The sequence below is a fragment of the Streptomyces sp. SLBN-8D4 genome (genome assembly GCF_049739545.1).
Classification (GTDB): domain Bacteria; phylum Actinomycetota; class Actinomycetes; order Streptomycetales; family Streptomycetaceae; genus Streptomyces; species Streptomyces canus_C.
Genome location: NZ_JBMGQC010000001.1, coordinates 8,656,370 through 8,677,009 on the forward strand (window position 1 = coordinate 8,656,370; position 20,640 = coordinate 8,677,009).

The following is a 20,640-nucleotide window of genomic DNA, read 5'->3' on the forward strand; positions in this document are numbered from 1 at the left end:
GGCGGCGGTCACCTCGCCCCGGCCGTCGCGGCGGGCTTGGTCGAGCGCCGCTTCAGTTCTCCGTACCAGGCGGTGACGGCCTGGCCGAGGGGACCGTCGATCTTGTCGGCCGCCCGCCATGCCTGCTCGCGCTCACCGTCCTTCCACAGCCGGTAGCTGCGCAGCGTCTCGGCCATCGTGTCCCAGCCGGGGTGGCCGGTCACGTCGCGGGCCTCGACTTGGTCGAGCAGGGCGTCGAAGCCGGTCCACGGCGTTCGCAGCTCGGGCATGAGCGGGCTCGCCGTGAGCGAGGTCAGCAGCTCGGCCTGCTCGACGTGCTCGTCGTAGATGTGCAGCGAGCCGACGTGTAGGTGGAATTCGCCCAGCTCCGCGTCGAGCCACCCGGCGACCAGCTCGTGCAGCACGGTGTAGAAGAACACGTCGTACGGCATGCCGATCCACACGTCCTGGCCGCGCATCATGGTCGCCATGTGCAGACGGCCGTCGCGCAGGTGGAAGCGGAAGCCGAGGGTGCAGGGCACGTCCTTGTGCCCTGCGGCGTCCTGGGCCGGGTCGTAGAGCTGGATCAGGGCCCGCCGGGATTCGGGGTCCTCCTTGAGGATCTCCACGACACGGGCCAGCTGGTCCACCTTGCCGCCCCAGTTCCGCATCCTGGGCCCGTACGCGCCGAGCAGTACGCCGTCGTCGGCGTACTGCCGCAGTCGCGCGTTGTAGTCGAAGATCCACGGGTCGTCGGAGCCGGAGAGGTGCCAGACGGTCTCGGCGACCGCGAAGGCCGGGTTCACGATCCGGGCCGGGGGAGCGTAGAGCAGGCGGGCGCGCGGCTGGGTGAGCAGCAGGTGGACGTCACGGACTTCCCGCGTGGCCATGCCCCGGGGGCTGACCTTCTCGCCGGACTTGGCCAGCGTGATGGCGCCGGAGAACAGCTCGGCCATGCTGTCGGCGGTGAGGTGTGTCATCGGGCAGGAACTCCTTCGCCCTGGGGCGACGCAGAGGTCGCGCCGAAGGCATCGTGGTGGACGTGGTCGGATGATCTGGCGCTGGCTTCGGCGCGCTGGGTGATGAGGCGAGCGACCTGGGCCGCGCTGTCGCCGCGCCACCGGCACACCGCGTCCATGGCCGTCTTCGGAACGGGCGTGCCCGGTTCAAGCAGTGCGGAGAGCGCTTCGGCGACGTCAACGGCGTTGTGGCACCGGGTCGCCAGGCCGTGGCCGGATAGGTTCAGCGTGCGTTCGCCCGGCGTGCCGATTTCGAGGACCGGGACGTCGAGCAGCGCGGCCTCGATCCCGCACGTCGAGTACGCACTCGCCAGAGCGTCGGCCCCGGCAAGGCAGCCCCGCGCGCCGACCCGCGGGTCGGCCACGGCCACCAGCGGCCCTCCCTCCTGCTTCAGCAACGTGGCGAAGGCATCGGCGCCCTGCGCCGGGTGCGGAGCGATGATGAGACCCCAGTCGCCGTCCGCCGCACTCAAGCCGTCCAGGAGGAGGTCCGCCTGGGTCTTGAGGTGACCGGGGCTGAACGGCTGGCAGGCCCACACCGCGATCCGGGCAGGGGCGCGGCGGTTGCCCGGAGCCAGCACCTTCTCCAGGTACCGCCGCTGTGCTTCACGGCTGAGGGCGGCCAGCGCGTCGAAGCGAGGCTGTCCCAACACGTGCACCTCGCCCGCGGGGTGGCGGACCCACGCTCGGGCCAGGGGGAGGTCCCGTTCGCCCATGACGACGATGTCGCGGCTGTGAAGTGCCGGCCAGGCGACCGACTCTGCCGTCCACGCTCCGTGCTGGACGTGGACCGTGTTCGCGCCGTGACGCTCGGCCGCGTGCGCGGCCAGTGCGCCCAGCGGGCTGGTGTCGTTGCTCAGGAGGACGGTGTGCGGCCGGGTCGCGAACAGAACACCGTCGAGCCAGCTCTCTGCGCGGAGGAGTGTCCGCCATGACGGCTGAGTGCACCCGCCGCTGGTTTCGAGGAGTACGGACAAGAGCCGTACGAGACGCGCGAGTTGGAGGCAAAAACCCTTGACGCGGACGATGTGCTCGTCGTCGGGCAGATGCAGGCCCTCGGCAGCGCCGGAGAGGGTGAAGAGGTCGCTCGGCGCCGAGCGCAGGTCGATGCCCGACGCCGCCGGCGCGGAGCACCGCTCCGCAGGATCGGTGGCGAGGTCGAGCAGCAGGTTCGTCCGTCCATCGCGCTCCAGTTCGGCGAGAACCGGCATCAGGGTGGCCGCATGCCGAGAGGTCCACGACAGCGCTACGACGTCTCGCTGCTGCAGGCCCGCAGGGAGCGGGCTCGGCTCCGTGTTCGCCGTGCTGGAACGGGAGCGGTTGCGTAACTGGGCGGAGCGGGCCGGGTTGTGCGGAGCCGCTGCCCCGAGCAAATAGGCGATGCCGGACCACGTCACGGTGTACGCGAGGTACTCCCGCGAGCTGCTGGTACGAAGCCCGACGAGCCCCTCGTACGGGGCGAGGGACAGGGGCCCCGGAGCCGTCGCGAACGGCTCCCAGGCGTCCAGGGCCAGCAGCTTGCGCAGGATCTCGGTCACGAAGCGCCGAACGGGAACGTGCTGGACGTGGAGCCAGCCAACGCCGCCCGGTGTGGAGGCGCGCGAGGATCCGTATGGTTCCAAGGCGTCCATGACGTCCTCGACGAGGGCGCGCAGTTCCTGCCGGTCGACCGGGATGGTCTCCAGTTCCCGGATCCGGATGTGGTCGGCCTTCGCGTGGTCCAGGGCGCCGCTGCCGACGAGAGCCCATCGGGGCTGGCCGGCGAAGTCGGAGCGGGCCAAGCCCAGACCGCCGGTCGCACGGGTGCTCACACCAGGCTCCCCTCGACGAACGGAGAGGCGGAGGTAAGCAGTTGGAGCAGTTCCTCCGGCGAGGCGACGATCTTGGGTGCGGGCGAGGTGGGCTGCCCGTATCCCCACCCGGCATGGACGTAGGCGACACCGGCGCGGGCCGCCGATTCCTGGTCGACCGCCATGTCCCCCACGTAGACAGCCGCGGCGGGGTCGACTCCGAGGTCGACCAACGCCAGGAGGATCGGGTCGGGAGCCGGCTTCGCCCGGCCCGGCCCAGCGGAGGTGCGGACGGTGGCGAAGGGGCATCCGAGGTGCGCGAGGAGCGGGGCGGTACGGTTGATGTGCTTCGACGTCACCACACCCAGCCACCAGCCGGCGGCCACGAAGGCATGGAGCACTTCGACAACGCCGGTGAATTCGTGTGCGAGGTGTGCGACGGCGACGGATTCCGTCTCGTACGTCCGGCGGACTGCGTCGACGTCGGCGACGCCTAGCCGATGCATGATGTCGCCGAACTCGCGTCCCAGGTGACGCTCGTAGTCGGTGAACGGAAGGGTGATGCCGTGGGCCTCCTGTACCTTCCGCCACGCCTTCTGCATCACCGGGCGGGTGTCGAGCAGGACGCCGTCGAGGTCGAGAAGAAGCGCACGCTGCGCGCGGCCAGCGTGCTGTCTCTCGCCAGCTGTGATCTCGGATGCGGCCGGAGCCGGTGTCGTAATCGGGGCGGGAACGGTCATGCTCGTTCTCCTCATCAGGGTGGCTATTGGCAGCAGGCGGCGCGACTCAGAGGTCCGAGACCGGGTCGAGTTCACACTCGGGGTACTGGCTGGGCCCGCCGGCCTTCTCGAACGGCGCATTGAGGCTCGTGGGTGGGTGGTGACGCGGGGCGACTCGCACTCCTCTGCCGGACCGTGTGGGCGACGGTTGCGGGCGAGGCGGGCGAGCACACGTCGGATACCGACCGGATCGAGGAAGCCGCTGTAAGGCACCGTGACGGGACGATGAAATCGGATCACTCACGGTTCACTCATCCACTCGACCGGCAGCGGCCTTTCCCCCTCACTGGCTCGACTTGAGGTAAGGAAATGCCGGCGGTCACAAGGTCCGGTTGCGCGGGTTGGACAGGAACAGCGCGGTGTGTCTGCCGAGCCAACAGCGGTTCTGTTCGGCCCAGCCGTTCTGGAGGTCCTGCACTTGTTCCTCGGTGAAGCCGCGCTGCCAGGGCCTCTCGGCCGGTTCGCCCCCGCGCTCGGACCAGACACGAACAAGGACGTACAACTGCCCGCCAGGGCGCAACCAACGGCGTGCGTCGACCATGAAACGGGGGTGGTCGATGAACGGCAGGATGTTGCGGCAAACGATGAGGTCGAGCGAGCCGGGCTGCAGTCGAGGCGGGATTGCCCCCGCGTCGAAATCGTGCACACCGTAGTGCAGCCGACCGTTGACGCCTTGCCGATGCGCGGCCCGGATCGCGACAGGCGAGAAGTCCAGGCCCAGCACGTCATAACCCCAACGGGAAAGCTGTCGGCTGAAGCTGCCGATGCCGCAGCCGACGTCGAGTACGGATGCCCCGGCGTGCGGGTTGACGTGCTGGAGAAAGCGGTCGACCTCGGCGTCGGTCACGAGGCGGTCTATGGCCCGACCCTGGCTGTACCAGTCATCCCACTGGTCGGGACTGAGGCGATGCAACAGCGACTTCATGCTGCGTCCTGCGGGACATCAGTCGAAGCCGAGGCCGCCCCGTTCCCCGAAGTCGGCAGGCGGGAGAGCCGGTGGAAGCGGGAGAGGTCGAAGCCGCCACCCTGCACCTCGCCGGCGGGGACGGCGAAGAGATCGATCCCGGCCTCGCTGGGCAGTTCTGGGGCGGCCTCCTGGATGGCGAGGAGGGCCTCGCCCTGCTCGCGGTGCGGCAGGAGCCGCGGTGCCCGGTCGGTGTGTCCCTCGAATGTCATGACGGCCCCCTGATCAGGTGAAGTCGTAGGTGATGGCGAGCACGGCGAACACGGTGGCGATGAGGAGGACCTGGGCGCTGATCTGTCTCCAGCCCCAGCCCTTCTTGTCCATCCAGCGCAGCGGACGCCTTCAAGTCGGCGCAGTAGGCTCCTCGGGAATCACGAGGTGCACGAACGCCTGGTACCGCTCGCCCAGATGCTTGATCACGGCGTGGTACTCGTCGTCGCTGGAGCTGATGTTGTGCCGGTCGAGAACGATCACACCCTCTGCGAATCCGCCTCGGATCTGTCGCTCGACTTCCCTCCATCCAGGGCGCTGCCAGGGGGGCGTGTAGACGCTCCGGCCCGTGCGCGAACCGGGGAAGTACGTTGTGGGCACGGGTACGGCAACATCGTGGAGCCTTGCTCCTATCGCGTAGCCGTGCTGCTCCGCCTCGGCATGGAGGGTGTTCCAGTCCTCGTCGGGGCTGGCCCCCGGACTCGGCACCAAGCTGTACGCCAGGACGCGAAGCCGGTCGCTGCTTTGACGGCCGCGTTTTCCGACAGCCTCTCGATGGAAGTGCTGGCGGAGCTTACGGAGCTGCCCATTGTGCGACTGGCGCTCCAACGGGTCGGGACCGCTGTGCCGCCCCCGGATCCGGTCATCGCCAGTATTCGGCCAGCTACCGGATGACTGCACCGCCAGACCCAGACCACGGTCGGCCACGGGGCTCAACACGTCGGATCCAACGTTGGTTGCGTCGTGCGGCGACATGGGGGTGCCTCCGTAAGAGTGGGAATGACCGCATATGTAGTCCGGCCGCTGTCGGCCACGCCCCACCGATGTGACAGGCGTGCGACTAGGAGCAGCCCTCGCCCGCCCAGGTCGTTGGCACCTGCGCGTCGGCGCTTGGCCGAGGTGGTGCTTCCGTCGGTGACCTCGATCCGGAGCTGGTGGTTGCCGTACCGCACCCGCAGACCCACAGCCCCAGAGCCGTGACTGATCGCGTTGGTCACCAGCTCTGAGACGACAAGCTGGGCGTCTTCTGCCGGGGCGTCCGGCAGGGCCCACTGCCTCAGCACGGCCGCTGTAGTGCCTCGTGCTTGAGCGACGTGAATACTCGCCGACGCCATGACCATCTCGAAGGCACGGGATGCCAGCGGAGACACGGCCGGCGCGCTGCTGGCGGCGGTGGGCCCGCCGTCAGTCATCCCATGTTGGGGAGGTGTTGCTGCCCGGTGCGTGGTCATGTGCCCATCGCACCGTGGCGTCGCGATCCGGAACAGGGGAAACCTGAGGGGGAAAACTTTGTCAAGGGGGGAAAACGAGGGGGGAGTTGGGGCCAGGATTGGATTCCCCACCGATAGAGGTCACACTCATGGCAGCAGATCCGTTCGCCGAACTACTCCGTCAGCTGCGCCGTAACGCGGACCGATCGCAGGATGAGCAGGCGGATGCGATCAACGCCGCCTCGGGCCGGGCGACGGTGACCCGCCGAGAGGTCAGTCGGTACGAGAACGGTGAGAACGTCCCTACGAACCACACACTTGGGCACATCGCTGTGGCCTGCGGTGTCCCATTGGAGCCGCTCCTGCGGGAGGCCAAGGCCGCCCGAGGCAGGCGGAGGAAGAAGGGCGACGCTGAAGGGGAGGACCTGGACGACGTGAAGCGCCGAACGCTGCTGGGAGGCGCCGTCGTCGGCGCCGCTGCCGCTGCCGAGCCTTGGGGCCGACTCGCCTACGCGCTCAGCAAGGGAGCCAGGATCGACCCCGAGTCCGCGTCGGTGCTCATCGATCACGCGGCCGAGTTGCACGTGGACGAGCTGAGTGAAAGCGCACGCAGTTTGCAGAACCGGGTCGAGTCTCACCTCGACGCGATCACGGCGGCCCTTCCGCGCGCTGGCGGCCACGAGCGAGCGCTGACCATCGCGGCGGGGGAAACCGCGGCCCTTGCCGGATGGGTCGCCTGGGACCTGGGGGAACACGATAAGGCTGCTGCCTATTACCGGGTGACCTCGGAGTGCGCGAAGGAGGCCGGGCACCCGCCCTTGCGCGCCCTGGCGCTTGGCTACGCGAGCTACGGTGCCGCTACCCCGGGTAAGGCGCTGGAGATGCTGTCACAGGCGGCTCAGGATGTGCGGGGGCATGGCAACGCGACCGCTGCGGCGTGGGCATTGGGACGGTACGCGGAGGAAGCGGCTCAATCAGCTGACGAAGCCGGCGCTCTCCGGGCCTTGGAGCAGGCGAGATTCGCGTATGACTTCGCGGATCACACGAACGAGCAAGCGTGGGTCCGCTTCGTGACGCCGTACCGGATGGACTCACTGGCGCTTTCGGTATATGGCGAACTCAAGCGCCAAGAACTGACGGTCACAGCCGACTCCGCGGTCGAGCGTCTCGGTGAGGAACTGCCTGACTCTGGAGTGGTGGTCCTCGGTGACCTGGCGTCGGCACTTCTGCACGGCGGCGACGTAGACCGTGGGGTCTACGTCGCGCGCCAGTTCGCCGCAGCAGCGGAGTCAAAGCCGAACACCATGGGACGTCAGCGAGCGCAGAGCATCGCTGCCCGGCTCCCCGACACGGAGCGCGAACTGGCCGGCCACTTGCTGGCGTTCGCGTCGTGAGCCATCCGGCGAGCAGGCTCGGTGACGGTGAGACGCCGGGTGGCGTGCCCTACTGCGGGTGAGTCTCCTCGACCACCCAGGACAGGTACGCCTCCGATCCTCCGGTCACGGGCAGCGTGACCCACTGGGGGACGTCATACGGATGCTTCTCGTGCAGCCACGCCTCCAGTGCCGGGAGACGGTCCGTTGAAGTCATGTACGAGATCCGCCACTCCTGCGCCGTCTCGACCTTCCCCTTCCACCAGTAGAAGGCGGTGATAGGCGCATCGATGTGAACGCCCGCTGCCAGCTTGCTCTCGACCGCACCCCGAGCCAGCGCCTTCGCCTGATCCTCGTTGTCACTGGTCGTCTGCGCGATCACAATCTCGTGGGCCATGCAACTACCTCTCCAGCTCGGGTACCGCGACCCTACCCAGCCGTTCAGCGCACGCCGACAGTCGGTGGCTACCGGTCAAGATGGGAGGGACTCACCCACCGGCCTGGATCAGTGAGTCGGCAGCCAGTCTTCCAGGGTGGCGCGTCCCTTTCGCCAGCTCGGTGAAGGTCCTCTTGTCGACGAGACACGGGCAGCGACTTCATGACGAAGGCGCCGGCATGTCTTGCGCCTCAACGCCCCCGTGACAGAAGGGCTCCACGCAGCTGTCGGCATGCATTCGCCGACGGCAGACAAGAAAGAACTCCAAAGGACTGGAAACCTCCGCCGGGAGCATGTCAACGTACAACGTCCCGGAAAACACCAGGTCAGAAGTACCGCCCACACCGGGCTTCTTCTGGCGTCGTCCCTTGCTAGGAGGTTGGTCTGTCGGATTCCGCTATTTGTTCCGCCCGCTTCCCTTCCCCTGTCCTCTTCGCGTTCGGCGCACTGAGCGCTTGGTCCGGGCATGGCCGGTGACTACGGCACCGTGTCCACTGGGCTGGGAGTTTGCGTCTTTGCGGCCGGACTGTTCGGCGAGGATCTACTGCAACGCAGCCATCGCCGCGACCGAGCAACGCACCCCGGATCTGCAACTTGGCACGTGGCCCCGGCCATTAGGGCTCCTGAGCATGTCGCAGCGCGAAATCTTGACAGACTCACTGATGAGGGTCTGCTGGTAATCGTCCCGGACGGCGCGACCCCCGCACTGCGCTCATACCGGTTGGCTTCCTAGCTGAGGCCAGCGCGGGAGCATCCGGACTCTGGCGATGCGGCACGCAACATAGACCACGATCGCCGGTTAGCCAAACCGGCGATCGTCGCGACCATTGAGGAGTTCGCAGCGGCTGCGCTTGGCGGTGGAGCTGTGCGGATGCGGTGAACTTCCATGCCAACGCTCAACTGAGTTAGCTCTGTTGCGCCGCCCAGCGTCTGGTGACTCGTTCAAATCTTCAGGGGAAAAATGGCTCGCCCTCCTGCGCTCAAACTCGCCGAGGTCCTAGCGGAAATCCGAATGAGCGCGTCAGCGTTTTACCGCTTGCGCGCTCGCGGTCAAGCACCCCGAATGATCAAACTTCCGAATGGTGAACTCCGCTGCCGCCGCGTCGATCTAGACGCGTGGTGGGAAGCGTGTGAGAGGGATACGCCTGAATGGCGATGAGTTACAGAGTTCGATTTTGGGACACACGTGAGCGGCCAGACCGTCGCAAGGGGTTCGAGGTTCGATGGACGGTCAATGGGCGGGAGAAATCCGAGTCCTTTCTCACGAAGGGGCTTGCGGAGAGCCGACGTTCCAAACTCGTGACTGCCGCGCGCGACGGCGAGCCGTTCGACACAAGGACGGGCCTGCCGGCCTCCGAGCTCCGGGCCCTGAAACAGCGCACCACCTGGTATGTCCTGGCGCAGGAGTACATCGAGCAGCGTTGGGACCGTACGCCGGGAAACACACGTCGAACGCTTGCCGACGCTCTCGCGACCATCACTCCAGCCTTCGTCGAGCCAGAGCACATGTCCCGGGCACCTCATGAACTGCGGAGGGCACTGTATTCATGGGCTTTCAACAAAAAAGCCTGGAGGGAGGATCCGCCCGAGGAGTGGCAGGCAGCACTGGATTGGCTGCAGCGCCATTCGCTGCCCGTGAGCGAGTTGGCGGAGCCCGATGTTCTGCGCCGGGGACTCGACGCTCTGTGCCGCAAGGTTGATGGGGCAGCCGCTGCAGCGAAGACGGTGAAGCGCAAGAAAGCTGCCGTCAACGAGGTGTTCGGGGCCGCAGTGGAACGTGGGTACTTCACCCAGAACCCGCTGAGCGGCTTGCGGTGGTCTGCGCCGGAAGTTGCCGACGAAGTCGATCCGGACTGCGTGCCCAATCCGGCGCAGGTGGGCCGCCTGCTTGCTGCGGTCAGGGCGCTGCCCGGTCGAGGCCCACACCTGTACGCCTTTTTCGGGTGTATGTACTACGCCGCGATGCGTCCTGCTGAGGTTATTCACTTGCAGAAGTCTCAGTGCCGACTCCCAGCGAGCGGATGGGGGCTCCTCAACCTGAAGGGCGGGGTGGTCACGGCGGGGAAGGAGTGGACGAATGACGGTGCCGTTCACGAGGTCCACTCACTGAAGCGACGGGCGGCCAAGGCGACGAGGCCGGTGCCCATCCCGCCTGTGCTGGTGCGCATGCTGCGCGAGCACATAGAGAGTTTCGGTGTCGCGCCCGATGGACGTCTGTTCCGCAATGCAGCGGGAAACTACGTCGATCCTTCCGCGTACGGCATCACATGGGGACGTGCGCGTGAGGCCACACTGACTCTCGATGAACACGCCCTTGAGCTTGCGAAACGCCCCTACGACCTGCGCCACGCAGGAATCTCATTCTGGCTTGCCTCCGGTGTCGACCCGGCAGAGTGTGCGCGCCGCGCCGGACAAAGCATCCAGGTTCTCTTCCGCTACTACGCCAAGTTTCTGGCCGAGGCGCGGAACCATGCCAACAGCCTGATCGAGGAGTCGATGCGAAGGTGGGAGGGGCAGGACGGCAGTGCAGAGGACGCATGAACCGGGCCTTGGCCCGGAAATGCCCCGGAACAGCTGGTCAGAGGTGGGATAGCAGTGGGACATATCGGGAGTTACTCTGCACTTCACCCCGTGGCTTAGATGCGCGCCGGGAAGGGTGCCTGACAGGTGAAATGCCTGGTCAGACGCCCTTTTTTGGCGTCTAGAAGAAGCCCAGTTTCTTCGGCGAGTACGACACCAGAAGGTTCTTCGTCTGCTGGTAGTGCTCAAGCATCATCTTGTGCGTCTCCCTCCCGATCCCCGACTGCTTGTACCCGCCGAACGCGGCGTGCGCCGGGTACGCGTGGTAGCAGTTGGTCCAGACGCGGCCCGCCTGGATCGCCCGGCCTGCCCGGTACGCCGTGTTCATGTCCCGGGTCCACACGCCCGCCCCGAGGCCGTACAGCGTGTCGTTGGCGATCTTCAGGGCGTCGTCGAAGTCGTCGAACGACGTCACCGAGACGACGGGGCCGAAGATCTCCTCCTGGAAGATCCGCATGCGGTTGTCGCCCTCGAAGATCGTCGGCTGGACGTAGTAGCCGCCCTTCAACTCGCCGTCGTACTCGATGCGTTCACCACCGGTGAGGACCTTCGCGCCCTCCTGCCGGCCGACGTCCAGGTAGGAGAGGATCTTCTCCAGCTGGTCGTTGGAGGCCTGGGCGCCGATCATCGTGTCGGTGTCGAGGGGATGGCCCGGCTTGATGAGCTCGGTGCGGGCGACGGCCGCCTGGAGGAACTCGGCGTAGGTGCCGCGCTGGATGAGAGCCCGGGACGGGCAGGTGCAGACCTCGCCCTGGTTGAGGGCGAACATCGTGAATCCTTCGAGCGCCTTGTCGCGGAAGTCGTCGTCCCGTGCCCAGACGTCGTCGAAGAAGATGTTGGGCGACTTGCCGCCGAGTTCGAGGGTGACCGGCTTGATGTTCTCCGAGGCGTACTGCATGATCAGCCGCCCCGTGGTGGTCTCGCCGGTGAACGCCACCTTGGCCACCCGCGGGCTGGACGCGAGCGGCTTTCCCGCCTCCACCCCGAAGCCGTTGACGATGTTCACCACGCCCGGCGGCAGCAGATCCGCGATCAGGCTCATCCAGTAGTGGAGGGAGGCCGGGGTCTGCTCGGCGGGCTTGATGACGACCGCGTTGCCCGCCGCGAGGGCCGGGGCCAGCTTCCACACCGCCATCAGGATCGGGAAGTTCCACGGGATGATCTGCGCGACGACACCGAGCGGCTCATGGAAGTGGTACGCCACCGTGTCGTCGTCGAGCTCGCCGAGCGAACCCTCCTGCGCGCGGATCGCCCCCGCGAAGTACCGGAAGTGGTCGATGGCCAGGGGGATGTCGGCCGCCAGCGTCTCGCGCACCGGTTTGCCGTTCTCCCAGCTCTCCGCGACGGCCAGCCGCTCCAGGTTCGCCTCCATGCGGTCGGCGATCTTCAGCAGGATGTCGGACCGCTCGGTCACCGAGGTCCGGCCCCAGCCCGGGGCGGCGGCGTGCGCGGCGTCCAGTGCCCGCTCCACGTCCTCCGCGGTGCCCCGGGCGACCTCGGTGAAGGGCTGCCCGTTCACCGGGGACGGGTTCTCGAAGTACTGGCCGCGCGCCGGCGGCACGTACTCGCCGCCGATGAAGTGGTCGTAGCGCGCCTGGTAGGAGACGATCGCGCCCTCGGTGCCGGGTGCCGCGTAACGGGTCATGCTGGCCAGCCTCCTTCAGCAGCGCCGCCCGCCGTTGGGCGGCTCTGCGCGTGAGGCTAGGAGCGCGGACGTTGCAACCACGTTGCCGTCGGCGCGGTCAGCTCCGACTCCAGCGCGGCCAGCCTTGCCCGGACGCTCGCCGTGGGCCGTACGGCCGCGAGCGCCCGCCACACCTCGACGTCGTCCTCGCCCCACGGAGCGTGTGCCCAGTCCGCCAACAGGTCGGGATCCCGGCGGGCGATCAACGCCGTCCGCAGCCCGTCCGCGACCCGGCGTCTGAGCCGCGCCACCGCCGGAGCCTGCGAGGCCGGCAGCAGCGGACCGGCGTACCCCGTGGCCGCCGCCGCGACCGCCCCGCTCTCCAGCCGCCGTTCGACGACCGCCACGTCCGACTCGACCGGCACGGTCAGCCGGTACGGCCGCGACGCCAGCAGCCCCGGTCCCAGAACCCGGCGCAGCCGCGCCAGTTCGGCCCGCAGCGTCACCGGCGTCACCGACTCGTCCTCGTACAGCGCGCACGACAGCTCGTCCCCGGTCAGACCCTCCGGATGCCGGGACAGCAGCACCAGGATCTCGCTGTGCCGGCGGCTGAGCCTGACCCTGCGGCCGCCGCCGACCAGCAGTGCCTCATCCCGGCCCAGTGCGCTCAGCTCAGGTCTGTCGGTGGCCGGCTGGTGGGGGAGGAGCAGCGCCAGCTGGGACTCGGCGGCCCGCGCGACCGCCTGGACGAAGCCCAGGCTGTGCGGATGCGCGAGCCCGTCCCCGCCGGTGATGTCCACGGCCCCCAGCACCCGCCCGGTCCGCGGATCGTGCACGGGCGCCGCCGCGCAGGTCCACGGCTGCACCCGACGGATGAAGTGCTCGGCCGCGAACACCTGCACCGGACGGTCCACCGCGACCGCCGTACCCGGGGCGTTCGTCCCGACGGCGGTCTCCGCCCACCGCGCACCCGGCACGAAGTTCATCCACTCGGCCTGCCGGCGGGTCCTCGCGTGGCCCTCGACCCACAGCAGCCTGCCGTGCTCGTCGCACACCGCGAGCAGATGCTCCCCGTCGGAGGCGAAGGTGCCCATCAGCTCGCGGAACAGCGGCATGACCCGCGCCAGCGGATGCTCGGCCCGGTATGCGCCGAGGTCACCGTCGCTGAGTTCGACGTCCGCCGTCCCGTCGGGCCCGACACCGGCCCGCGCGGAACGCCGCCACGAGTCGGCCACCACCGGGCGCACCGGCCGCTGCACCGTGCCCGCCTCGGTGAACGTCTCATGCGCGCGCCGCAGCAGCCTGACCTGCTCGGCAAGGTCGGCCCCCGGCTCCAGGGCCACCCATGGATCGGTCAACTCGGCCTCCCCGGAACGCGATGCGGCTGGGAACATCGTCACTCCCGGTGCGCGCGCAAACAACCTCTTCGACCGGCGTCACCAGAACGATGCGCGGCTCACACGGCCTGGACCATGCGCAGGTAGCGGTCCCAGTCCCAGTAGGGGCCCGGGTCGGTATGGTCGGTGCCCGGCACCTCGTAGTGCCCGATGATGTGCGCGCGGTCCCTGGGGATGCCGTATCTCCCGCAGATCCCCGCCGCCAGCTTCGCGGACTCCTGGTAGAGGGCTTCGGTGAAGTAGGCCGGCTTGTCCACCCAGCCCTCGTGCTCGATGCCGACGCTGCGGGTGTTGTAGTCCCAGTTCCCGGCATGCCAGGCGACGTCAGCCTCCCGCACGCACTGCGCGACGTGACCGTCGGCCGATCGCACGACGTAATGGGCGGACACCGCCTTCGCCGGGTTGCGGAAGATGTCCAGGGCGTCGGTGTAGGTGGTCTGGGTGACGTGCACGACCACCCGGTCCACCCGGTAGGACCAGGGGCGGTCCGATGCCGTGAAGTTGGACGGTGTGGCCGGCTGCCATTCGGCGAGCGGGTGGTCGACGGGCTGCGGGGCCGCCCCGGCGAGGGTCTCGGGAAGCAGTGCGTACGGTACGGCGGCCAGCACGGCCCCCTTCAGCAGCCGCCGTCTGTCGAGCAGCGGCCTGGTGCGTTCCATGGATCAAGTGCCCTTCGTCTCAGCGGTGTTCAGCCACGCGGGACCACCGCGGTCTCACGGCGCCGGTCGTGCGCTCCGCGGTGAGTCTCGCGCGCCGACAGCCGTTCCTCACGGATCTTCGCCACGCAGGTGTGGCTGGTGTCGCGGACGACCAGGACCTCGCGAAGTCCGATCGTTCACTTGCACCTGCGTGGCTCGCGTGAATGACGGTACGGCGGCAGCCGGTTGGGCAGAAGGACGCTCGGTGTTCCGGTGGACAACGTGGGGAATGTGGACAACCGGCTCACTCGATTGGGTGAGCTGACGGGTACTCAGGCCCGTTCGCCCACAACCGCCGGGTCGTCCAGCACGGCCCGCACCACCGAGTGCGCGGCCCCCAGCAGCGGCCCCTGCGAACCGAGGCCGGACACGGACACCGGGCAGGCCGGACCCGCTGTGCGCCGGGCGAGCTCGTCCCGCAGGGAGGGCAGCAGCCAGGGCGCGAGCCCGGCCAGCGCACCGCCGAGCACCACGGCTTCGGGGTCCAGCAGATTGACCGCCCCGGTCAGCGCGATGCCGAGTGCCTCTCCGGCCTCGCGCAGGGCGCCCCGTACGGCCTCGTCGCCGTCCGCCGCGTGCTGCGCGAGCAGTCCGACCCGGTCCTCGCCCGGCTCCAGACCGGCCGCCCGCAGCACCGCCTCCTCGCCGGCGTACTGCTCCAGGCAGCCGCGCCCGCCGCACGGGCACCGGGGTCCGTCCGGGCGGACCGGCACATGGCCGAGCTCGCCCGCGAAACCGCGGGTGCCGCGCAGCAGTTGCCCGTCCACGACCAGGGCCGCGCCGATGCCGATCTCCGCCGAGACGTGCAGGAAGTCACGGGGGGTGCCGTCGCCGAGCCAGAGTTCGGCCAGCGCGCCGAAGTTGGCCTCGTTGCCCACGGTCAGCGGAAGGTCCCCGGGCAGCAGGGTGCCCAGGTCCGTGTCGTGCCAGTCGAGGTTCGGGGCGCGGACGACGGTCCGGGCGTCACGCGCCACCAGACCGGGCACCGCCACCGCGAGACCGGCGGGCCACAGGCCCTCGCTCTCCGCCTCCGCCACCACCCGGCGCACCAGCGAGGTGAGTTCGGCGATCACCGGCTCGGGGGCGCGGGCCCCGGTTAGCTCCGTGCCGCACCGAGCGCGTGCGCACCTGCCCCCGCAGATCCACCGCGCAGACCGCGAGGTGGTCCACGCCGATCTCGGCGCCTATTCCGGCGGGCCCGCGCCCGCTCACGGCGAGCGCGGAACCCGGCCTGCCCACCCGGCCGGGGCGCTCGGGGCCGAGTTCCTCCAGGAGCCCGGACCGGATGAGTTCGTCGACGAGGGTCGACACCGCGGCCCGGGTCAGGCCGATGCGGGAGGCGACCGCGGCACGCGACAGCGGTCCCTCGGCGCTCACGGTGTGCATCACCCGGGCCAGGTTGCGGCGGCGCATGCCCTGCTGGGTGTCGGGCAGGCCGCGCCCGGGTCCCGCCGGGTGGGCGTCGTGCAGCGGTGCGGTCATGCCTCCCTCACTTCTCAGAGGTCCCCCGCTCCAGCAGCGGCGCCGCGTCGGAGAGTACCCCGGCGATCCTGGCCAGCGTTTCGTCGTCCCGCTCGACGGCCTCCAGCACCGGCCCGGCGGCCGTGTTCCAGCGCCGGGCGACCGCGCCCGGGTCCTCGCCGGTCAGCAGTCCCGCGGCCTGCGCGGCGGCGCCGAGGGCGACCAGTTCCTTGGCCTCGGGCACCTGGACAGGCCGCCCGGAGAGCCGTCGTACGGTCTGCTGCCAGGCGGTGCCCTGGGCACCGCCGCCGATCAGGAGCAGCGGTGTCGAACGGTCCGCGTCCTCGTCGAGCACCAGGTCCAGTGCCCCGAGCAGCGCCTGCACGGCGCCGTCGTAGGCCGCCTGGAGGAGCTGCCCACCGGTGGTGTCGTGGCGCAGGCCGTGCAGCAGCCCGGAGGCGTTCGGCAGGTTCGGGGTGCGCTCGCCGTCGAGGTACGGCAGCAGGGTGACCCCCGAGACCGGCTCCACGGCCTCGCGGTCCAGGCCCAGCAGGGCGGCGACGCGGTCGACGGCCAGCGTGCAGTTCAGGGTGCAGGCCAGCGGCAGCCAGTCGCCGTGGGCGTCCGCGAAGCCCGCCACGGTGCCGGTCGGGTCGGTGGGGCGCCGCTTCGACACCGCGTAGACCGTGCCGGAGGTGCCGAGGCTCATCACCGGCGTCCCGGGGCGCAGGCCGAGGCCCAGCGCGGCGGCCGCGTTGTCGCCGGTGCCGGGGGCGACCAGGGTGCCCTTGGAGAACGGCAGGTCATGGCCGTCGCGGACGGTTCCGGCCACCTCGCCGGGCCGGACCACGCGGGGGAGCAGGGCGGGGTCGAGGCCCACGTGCGCCAGGATCTCGCTGTCGTACGACTCCGTGGCGGACGCCCACCAGCCGGTGCCGGAGGCGTCCCCGCGGTCGGTCGTGCCCTCCCCGGTGAGCCGCTCGGTGAGGTAGTCGTGGGGCAGGCGGACGGCCTTCGTGGCGCGCAGGGCCTCGGGCTCGTGCTCGGCGAGCCAGGCCCACTTCGTGACCGTGAAGGAGGCGCCCGGCACGCTTCCGGTCCGCTCCGCCCACGCCTTCGGGCCGCCCAGCTCCTCGATGAGGCGCCTGGCCTGTGGCGCGGAGCGGACGTCGTTCCAGAGCATGGCCGGGCGCACCGGCTCACCCTGCGCGTCCAGAGTGACCAGGCCGTGCTGCTGGCCGCCGATCGACACCGCGGCGGCCTCGCGCGCGGCGTCCCCGCACTGGCGCAGGGCCTCGGACAGGGCGTCCCACCACTGGCGCGGGTCGCTCTCCCGGCCGGCTCCGGAGGACACGGTGTGCGGTGCCTGGCCGCGCGCGACGACCTGGCCGGTGGCCGCGTCGACCACCAGGGCCTTGGTGGACTGGGTGGACGTGTCCACGCCGACGACGAGCGGACCCTCGGCTGCTGACATCGGGCTCTCCCTTTTTGCGCGGCTCATGATCTTGATGCGGCTGATGTCTTCCCTGAAGACACCTTGTCTCTTCCCGGAGACGTGTGTGCATACTAATTTGTAAACCGCCATGACGAAATAGTCCGGAGCAGCAAGGAGCCGCGTCATGAACTACCAGCCCACCCCCGAGGACAGGTTCACCTTCGGCCTTTGGACCGTCGGCTGGCAGGGAAGGGACCCGTTCGGCGACGCCACCCGCCGTGCCCTCGACCCGGTCGAGACGGTGCAGCGCCTGGCCGAGCTCGGTGCCCACGGCGTGACCTTCCACGACGACGACCTGATCCCCTTCGGGGCGTCGGACAGCGCGCGCGAAGGCCACATCAAGCGCTTCCGTGAGGCCCTGGACGCGACCGGCATGAAGGTGCCGATGGCGACCACCAACCTCTTCACGCACCCCGTCTTCAAGGACGGCGCGTTCACCGCCAACGACCGGGACGTGCGCCGTTACGCGCTGCGCAAGACGATCCGCAACATCGACCTGGCGGTCGAGCTCGGCGCCGAGACCTACGTCGCCTGGGGCGGTCGCGAGGGCGCCGAGTCCGGCGGGGCCAAGGACGTGCGGGTCGCCCTGGACCGCATGAAGGAGGCCTTCGACCTCCTCGGCGAGTACGTCACGCGAGCAGGGCTACGACCTGCGCTTCGCCATCGAGCCCAAGCCGAACGAGCCGCGCGGTGACATCCTCCTGCCCACCGTCGGCCACGCGCTCGCGTTCATCGAGCGCCTGGAGCGCCCCGAGCTGTACGGCGTGAACCCCGAGGTCGGCCACGAGCAGATGGCCGGGCTGAACTTCCCGCACGGCATCGCGCAGGCCCTGTGGGCGGGCAAGCTCTTCCACATCGACCTCAACGGCCAGTCCGGCATCAAGTACGACCAGGACCTCCGCTTCGGCGCGGGTGACCTGCGTGCCGCCTTCTGGCTGGTCGATCTCCTGGAGAGCGCCGGTTACGCCGGTCCGAAGCACTTCGACTTCAAGCCGCCGCGGACCGAGGACCTCGGCGGTGTGTGGGCGTCGGCCGCGGGCTGCATGCGCAACTACCTCATCCTCAAGGAGCGTGCGGCCGCCTTCCGCGCCGACCCGCAGGTCCAGGAGGCGCTGCGCGCCTCGCGTCTGGACGAGCTGGCGCAGCAGACGGCGGCGGACGGCCTCAAGTCGCTGCTCGCGGACCGCAGCGCCTTCGAGGACTTCGACGTGGAGGCGGCCGCGGCCCGCGGCATGGCCTTCGAGCAGCTCGACCAGCTCGCCATGGACCACCTGCTGGGCGCGCGCGGCTGAACGAAACCCACGCGCGTGTGCCGTCGGCCGTGAGTGGCCTCCGCCGACGGCACGCACCCGTGCGGACGGGCCCCGACCCCCTCGTGGAATGTTCCGGAATCATGCGATCCACGGCATGAGCCGGTACCAACCTCCGCGCGGGGGTCGCCCCATGACCGGTTCGAGGCGACTCTGGACGGTATGGCCATGCCGCCGGTACCGCCCCAGCCGCCCGGACCGCCGGGTGACACACCGCCTCCGGGCGGTGGCTTCGGACCACCTCCCGACGACTTCGGGCGCAAGGGCCCGAACCAGTACGGCGGTATGCCGTCGACCCAGCCGATGGCTCCCGTCGGCGGCGGCCCCGGCCCGATCGGTCCGAGAAGGCGCCGCAGCCCACTGTTCGCCCTGCTCGCCGTGATCGCGGCCGCCGTGGCCGTCGTCGTCGTGGTCCTCATGGCGTCGGGCGGTGACGACTCGCCGGACAAGAGCCCGGCTTCCACGCAGACCAGTGGGAGCGGTTCGCCCAAGCCGTCGTTCAGCCTGCCCACGCAGCTGCCCAGCGAGTTGCCCAGCGAGCTCCCGTCGCAGTTTCCGAGCGACATCCCCAGCGAGTTCCCGAGCGGCCTGGAATCGCTGCTGCCGTCCCTGATCGGATGAGTCGCAGGGGCGGTGCGGCGGCCTGACACGGGTCGCCGTCGTCCCGCCCCCGCTCACTCCGGGGAGCTGCGCGGCGCCCGGTGTGGTCCCAAGCCCTGGAGGACCTCGCCGAGTTCCTCCGAGGTGAGCGCCGGGGAGGGCAGGGGCGCGACGGCCGGCGAGGCGCGCAGGCCGTCGAGGAGCAGGGCGAGGGGGCGGCGCCAGGCTTCGGGACCGGCGGCCGTGGCGAGGGAGGGGACGGCCCGGCCGAGCGCAGCCAGCGCGAACAGGACGTCCTCCGTCGTGGCGTCCGCGCGGATGCTTCCCTCTTCGCGGCCGCGACGCAGCAGCAGGTCCATCGTCGCCCGGTTGTGGGCGTGCACGGCCTGCAAGGACTCGATGCCCTCGAGGTGGGTGGTCATCAGGTCGTTCGTGCCGCGATCGGTGGCCAGCACGGCGAACACGGTCTGCAGGTAGCCGACGAGTCCCTCCCAGGGGTCCGTGGCGGCCCGGGCCCGCTCGCCGGCGGCCATGGTGCTTGTCAGCGGATCACGGAAGACCGCGTCCACGAGCGCGGCGCGACTCGGGAAGTGCCGGTAGAGCGTGGCGTTCCCGACCCCCGCCCGCCGCGCGATCACGTCCAGAGGCGCCTCCAACCCCTGCTCCGTGAACACCTCGTGAGCGGCCTCGACCAACAACTCCCGGTTGCGTCGCGCATCGCGGCGCCGTACCGGCACCGTCACGTCGTCCGCCATGATCACCCCTTCGCACTACCGGGGAGTGCTCCCCGATAGTGATGCTATCGTCGACCGGGTAAATGGGGACCGCTCCCCGTTTTGATGGGAGGGGTGAGACATGGGCAGTACGGCACTCGTCCTCGGCGGGGGTGGCCCCGTCGGCGGAGCCTGGATGACAGGAGTTCTCGCGGGCCTGTCCGACGCCGGCGTCGACCCGACCCGCGCGGACGTCGTGATCGGCACCTCCGCCGGAGCGATCTTCGGTTCGCGTCTCCTCGCCGGCGAGCCCGCGCGCGAGCTGTACGAACGCCAACTGGTTGGCGCCGACCGGGTGGACCTCCGCGTCGGCCTCGGCCAGACACTCCGCTTCCTGTGGGCCGCGCTGGGCTCCCGTGACCCGCAGCGCTCCGTACAGCGCCTGGGACGAACGGCGTTGAAGGCACGTACGGGCCCCGAGTACGAGGTGTTCGACGCGCTGCGCCCCCTGCTGCACGACGTGGAGGACTGGCCCGACCACGCCCTGCGGATCACGGCCGTCGACGCCCTGTCCGGAGACCTGACAGCCTTCGACGCCGACTCGGGCGTGAGCCTCCTCGAAGCGGTCGCCGCAAGCTGCGCCGTCCCCGTGATCTGGCCTCCCGTCACCGTGGCCGGGCGCCGCTGGATGGACGGAGGCAGTCGCGCCACAGCCAACATCCACCTCGCGCGTGGCCATCACCACGTCCTGGCCATCGCCCCGATCCCCGCCGCCGTGGGCCCCCATCCCAGCGCCGGACAACAGGCGGCGGACCTGGCCGCCGACGGCGTCCACATCGCTCTCGTGACCCCGGACCGCGCCGCACGCCGTGCCATGGGCCGCGACATGACCTCCGTCGCACGCGTTCCCGCGGCCGCCCGGGCGGGCCACGCCCAGGCGACGGCACTCGCGGCCTCGCTGGACGCGGTCTGGCGCGCCGAGCGATAGAGGCCTGACCGGA

18 protein-coding genes and 2 pseudogenes are annotated in these 20,640 nt (G+C 69.8%); 6 read left to right on the top strand and 14 right to left on the bottom strand.

The features are described 5' to 3' along the window. Positions 1–8 precede the first annotated feature (8 nt). From RKD20_RS39270 to RKD20_RS39300, 7 genes are all read right to left on the bottom strand, one after another. Positions 9–959: a thymidylate synthase gene (locus tag RKD20_RS39270; RefSeq protein WP_424881846.1), complete on the bottom strand. Its 951-nt coding sequence runs from the start codon at positions 957–959 to the stop codon at positions 9–11. Then, positions 956–2,809: a hypothetical protein gene (locus RKD20_RS39275; RefSeq protein WP_424881847.1), complete on the bottom strand. Its 1,854-nt coding sequence runs from the start codon at positions 2,807–2,809 to the stop codon at positions 956–958. The genes RKD20_RS39270 and RKD20_RS39275 overlap by 4 nt, the downstream gene beginning before the upstream one ends. After that, positions 2,806–3,528: an HAD family hydrolase gene (locus RKD20_RS39280; protein ID WP_424881848.1), complete on the bottom strand. Its 723-nt coding sequence runs from the start codon at positions 3,526–3,528 to the stop codon at positions 2,806–2,808. The genes RKD20_RS39275 and RKD20_RS39280 overlap by 4 nt, the downstream gene beginning before the upstream one ends. Before the next feature lie 358 nt (positions 3,529–3,886). Next, positions 3,887–4,492 carry a class I SAM-dependent methyltransferase gene (locus RKD20_RS39285; protein WP_424881849.1) on the bottom strand — a complete coding sequence of 202 codons (606 nt, stop codon included), beginning with the start codon at positions 4,490–4,492 and terminating at the stop codon, positions 3,887–3,889. Next, a complete protein-coding gene (locus RKD20_RS39290; RefSeq protein ID WP_329439231.1) occupies positions 4,489–4,743 on the bottom strand; it encodes a hypothetical protein in 255 nt (84 codons plus the stop codon). The genes RKD20_RS39285 and RKD20_RS39290 overlap by 4 nt, the downstream gene beginning before the upstream one ends. A 130-nt stretch (positions 4,744–4,873) precedes the next feature. Then, complete coding sequence (locus tag RKD20_RS39295; RefSeq protein WP_424881850.1) at positions 4,874–5,497, bottom strand: hypothetical protein; 624 nt, start codon at positions 5,495–5,497, stop codon at positions 4,874–4,876. Continuing rightward, entirely contained in the window at positions 5,455–5,973 is a 519-nt protein-coding gene (locus tag RKD20_RS39300; RefSeq protein ID WP_424881851.1) for an ATP-binding protein, read from the bottom strand. Before RKD20_RS39300 ends, RKD20_RS39295 begins: the two co-directional genes overlap by 43 nt. Positions 5,974–6,101: 128 nt before the next feature. On the opposite strand from RKD20_RS39300, the gene RKD20_RS39305 reads away from it, so the two are divergent. Further along, positions 6,102–7,346, top strand: a complete 1,245-nt coding sequence (locus RKD20_RS39305; protein WP_424881852.1) for a helix-turn-helix domain-containing protein — start codon at positions 6,102–6,104, stop codon at positions 7,344–7,346. 49 nt (positions 7,347–7,395) lie between these two features. Here the strand turns inward: RKD20_RS39305 and cutA are convergent, their stop codons facing one another. Further along, positions 7,396–7,722 (bottom strand): divalent-cation tolerance protein CutA, encoded by a 327-nt coding sequence (cutA, locus tag RKD20_RS39310; protein ID WP_053748156.1) that lies wholly within the window; start codon positions 7,720–7,722, stop codon positions 7,396–7,398. Between the two features lie 1,000 nt (positions 7,723–8,722). Here cutA and RKD20_RS39315 point away from each other — a divergent pair. After that, positions 8,723–8,920 carry a helix-turn-helix transcriptional regulator gene (locus RKD20_RS39315; protein ID WP_079022982.1) on the top strand — a complete coding sequence of 66 codons (198 nt, stop codon included), beginning with the start codon at positions 8,723–8,725 and terminating at the stop codon, positions 8,918–8,920. Continuing rightward, positions 8,911–10,302 (top strand): tyrosine-type recombinase/integrase, encoded by a 1,392-nt coding sequence (locus RKD20_RS39320; protein ID WP_424881853.1) that lies wholly within the window; start codon positions 8,911–8,913, stop codon positions 10,300–10,302. The genes RKD20_RS39315 and RKD20_RS39320 overlap by 10 nt, the downstream gene beginning before the upstream one ends. A 160-nt stretch (positions 10,303–10,462) precedes the next feature. Here the strand turns inward: RKD20_RS39320 and exaC are convergent, their stop codons facing one another. The 5 genes and pseudogenes from exaC to xylB all read right to left on the bottom strand — a co-directional run bounded on the left by exaC (position 10,463) and on the right by xylB (position 16,995). Continuing rightward, positions 10,463–11,986 carry an acetaldehyde dehydrogenase ExaC gene (exaC, locus tag RKD20_RS39325; RefSeq protein WP_424881854.1) on the bottom strand — a complete coding sequence of 508 codons (1,524 nt, stop codon included), beginning with the start codon at positions 11,984–11,986 and terminating at the stop codon, positions 10,463–10,465. 56 nt (positions 11,987–12,042) lie between these two features. After that, complete coding sequence (locus tag RKD20_RS39330; RefSeq protein ID WP_424881855.1) at positions 12,043–13,359, bottom strand: GAF domain-containing protein; 1,317 nt, start codon at positions 13,357–13,359, stop codon at positions 12,043–12,045. A gap of 62 nt (positions 13,360–13,421) precedes the next feature. Beyond that, positions 13,422–14,021: an N-acetylmuramoyl-L-alanine amidase gene (locus RKD20_RS39335; RefSeq protein WP_424881856.1), complete on the bottom strand. Its 600-nt coding sequence runs from the start codon at positions 14,019–14,021 to the stop codon at positions 13,422–13,424. A gap of 311 nt (positions 14,022–14,332) precedes the next feature. Next, positions 14,333–15,542, bottom strand: a pseudogene (locus tag RKD20_RS39340) (ROK family protein). Positions 15,543–15,549: 7 nt separating this feature from the next. Continuing rightward, complete coding sequence (gene xylB / locus RKD20_RS39345) at positions 15,550–16,995, bottom strand: xylulokinase (protein ID WP_402265260.1); 1,446 nt, start codon at positions 16,993–16,995, stop codon at positions 15,550–15,552. A gap of 145 nt (positions 16,996–17,140) precedes the next feature. Between xylB and xylA the strand changes: the two are divergent. Further along, positions 17,141–18,308: pseudogene (xylA, locus tag RKD20_RS39350) on the top strand (xylose isomerase). Between the two features lie 180 nt (positions 18,309–18,488). Next, positions 18,489–18,947 carry a hypothetical protein gene (locus RKD20_RS39355; RefSeq protein WP_424881857.1) on the top strand — a complete coding sequence of 153 codons (459 nt, stop codon included), beginning with the start codon at positions 18,489–18,491 and terminating at the stop codon, positions 18,945–18,947. Positions 18,948–19,000: 53 nt separating this feature from the next. Here the strand turns inward: RKD20_RS39355 and RKD20_RS39360 are convergent, their stop codons facing one another. After that, the gene (locus RKD20_RS39360; protein ID WP_424881858.1) at positions 19,001–19,681 is read right to left on the bottom strand and encodes a TetR/AcrR family transcriptional regulator; all 681 of its coding nucleotides are present in this window, start codon (positions 19,679–19,681) and stop codon (positions 19,001–19,003) included. Between the two features lie 100 nt (positions 19,682–19,781). Between RKD20_RS39360 and RKD20_RS39365 the strand changes: the two genes are divergently transcribed. After that, on the top strand, positions 19,782–20,627 hold the full coding sequence (locus tag RKD20_RS39365) for a patatin-like phospholipase family protein (protein ID WP_424881859.1): 846 nt from the start codon (positions 19,782–19,784) through the stop codon (positions 20,625–20,627). Positions 20,628–20,640: the final 13 nt, after the last annotated feature.

What these genes read in the sequence shown, in the direction of transcription:
- RKD20_RS39355 (WP_424881857.1), top strand. Translation starts at nt 18,489, where the DNA reads ATGGCCATGCCGCCGGTACCGCCCCAGCCGCCCGGACCGCCGGGTGAC.
- RKD20_RS39360 (WP_424881858.1), bottom strand. Translation starts at nt 19,681, where the DNA reads ATGGCGGACGACGTGACGGTGCCGGTACGGCGCCGCGATGCGCGACGC.
- RKD20_RS39270 (WP_424881846.1), bottom strand. Translation starts at nt 959, where the DNA reads ATGACACACCTCACCGCCGACAGCATGGCCGAGCTGTTCTCCGGCGCC.
- xylB (WP_402265260.1), bottom strand. Translation starts at nt 16,995, where the DNA reads ATGTCAGCAGCCGAGGGTCCGCTCGTCGTCGGCGTGGACACGTCCACC.
- RKD20_RS39365 (WP_424881859.1), top strand. Translation starts at nt 19,782, where the DNA reads ATGGGCAGTACGGCACTCGTCCTCGGCGGGGGTGGCCCCGTCGGCGGA.
- RKD20_RS39305 (WP_424881852.1), top strand. Translation starts at nt 6,102, where the DNA reads ATGGCAGCAGATCCGTTCGCCGAACTACTCCGTCAGCTGCGCCGTAAC.
- cutA (WP_053748156.1), bottom strand. Translation starts at nt 7,722, where the DNA reads ATGGCCCACGAGATTGTGATCGCGCAGACGACCAGTGACAACGAGGAT.
- RKD20_RS39285 (WP_424881849.1), bottom strand. Translation starts at nt 4,492, where the DNA reads ATGAAGTCGCTGTTGCATCGCCTCAGTCCCGACCAGTGGGATGACTGG.
- RKD20_RS39335 (WP_424881856.1), bottom strand. Translation starts at nt 14,021, where the DNA reads ATGGAACGCACCAGGCCGCTGCTCGACAGACGGCGGCTGCTGAAGGGG.
- RKD20_RS39295 (WP_424881850.1), bottom strand. Translation starts at nt 5,497, where the DNA reads ATGTCGCCGCACGACGCAACCAACGTTGGATCCGACGTGTTGAGCCCC.
- exaC (WP_424881854.1), bottom strand. Translation starts at nt 11,986, where the DNA reads ATGACCCGTTACGCGGCACCCGGCACCGAGGGCGCGATCGTCTCCTAC.
- RKD20_RS39330 (WP_424881855.1), bottom strand. Translation starts at nt 13,359, where the DNA reads ATGTTCCCAGCCGCATCGCGTTCCGGGGAGGCCGAGTTGACCGATCCA.
- RKD20_RS39280 (WP_424881848.1), bottom strand. Translation starts at nt 3,528, where the DNA reads ATGACCGTTCCCGCCCCGATTACGACACCGGCTCCGGCCGCATCCGAG.
- RKD20_RS39300 (WP_424881851.1), bottom strand. Translation starts at nt 5,973, where the DNA reads ATGACCACGCACCGGGCAGCAACACCTCCCCAACATGGGATGACTGAC.
- RKD20_RS39315 (WP_079022982.1), top strand. Translation starts at nt 8,723, where the DNA reads ATGGCTCGCCCTCCTGCGCTCAAACTCGCCGAGGTCCTAGCGGAAATC.
- RKD20_RS39290 (WP_329439231.1), bottom strand. Translation starts at nt 4,743, where the DNA reads ATGACATTCGAGGGACACACCGACCGGGCACCGCGGCTCCTGCCGCAC.
- RKD20_RS39320 (WP_424881853.1), top strand. Translation starts at nt 8,911, where the DNA reads ATGGCGATGAGTTACAGAGTTCGATTTTGGGACACACGTGAGCGGCCA.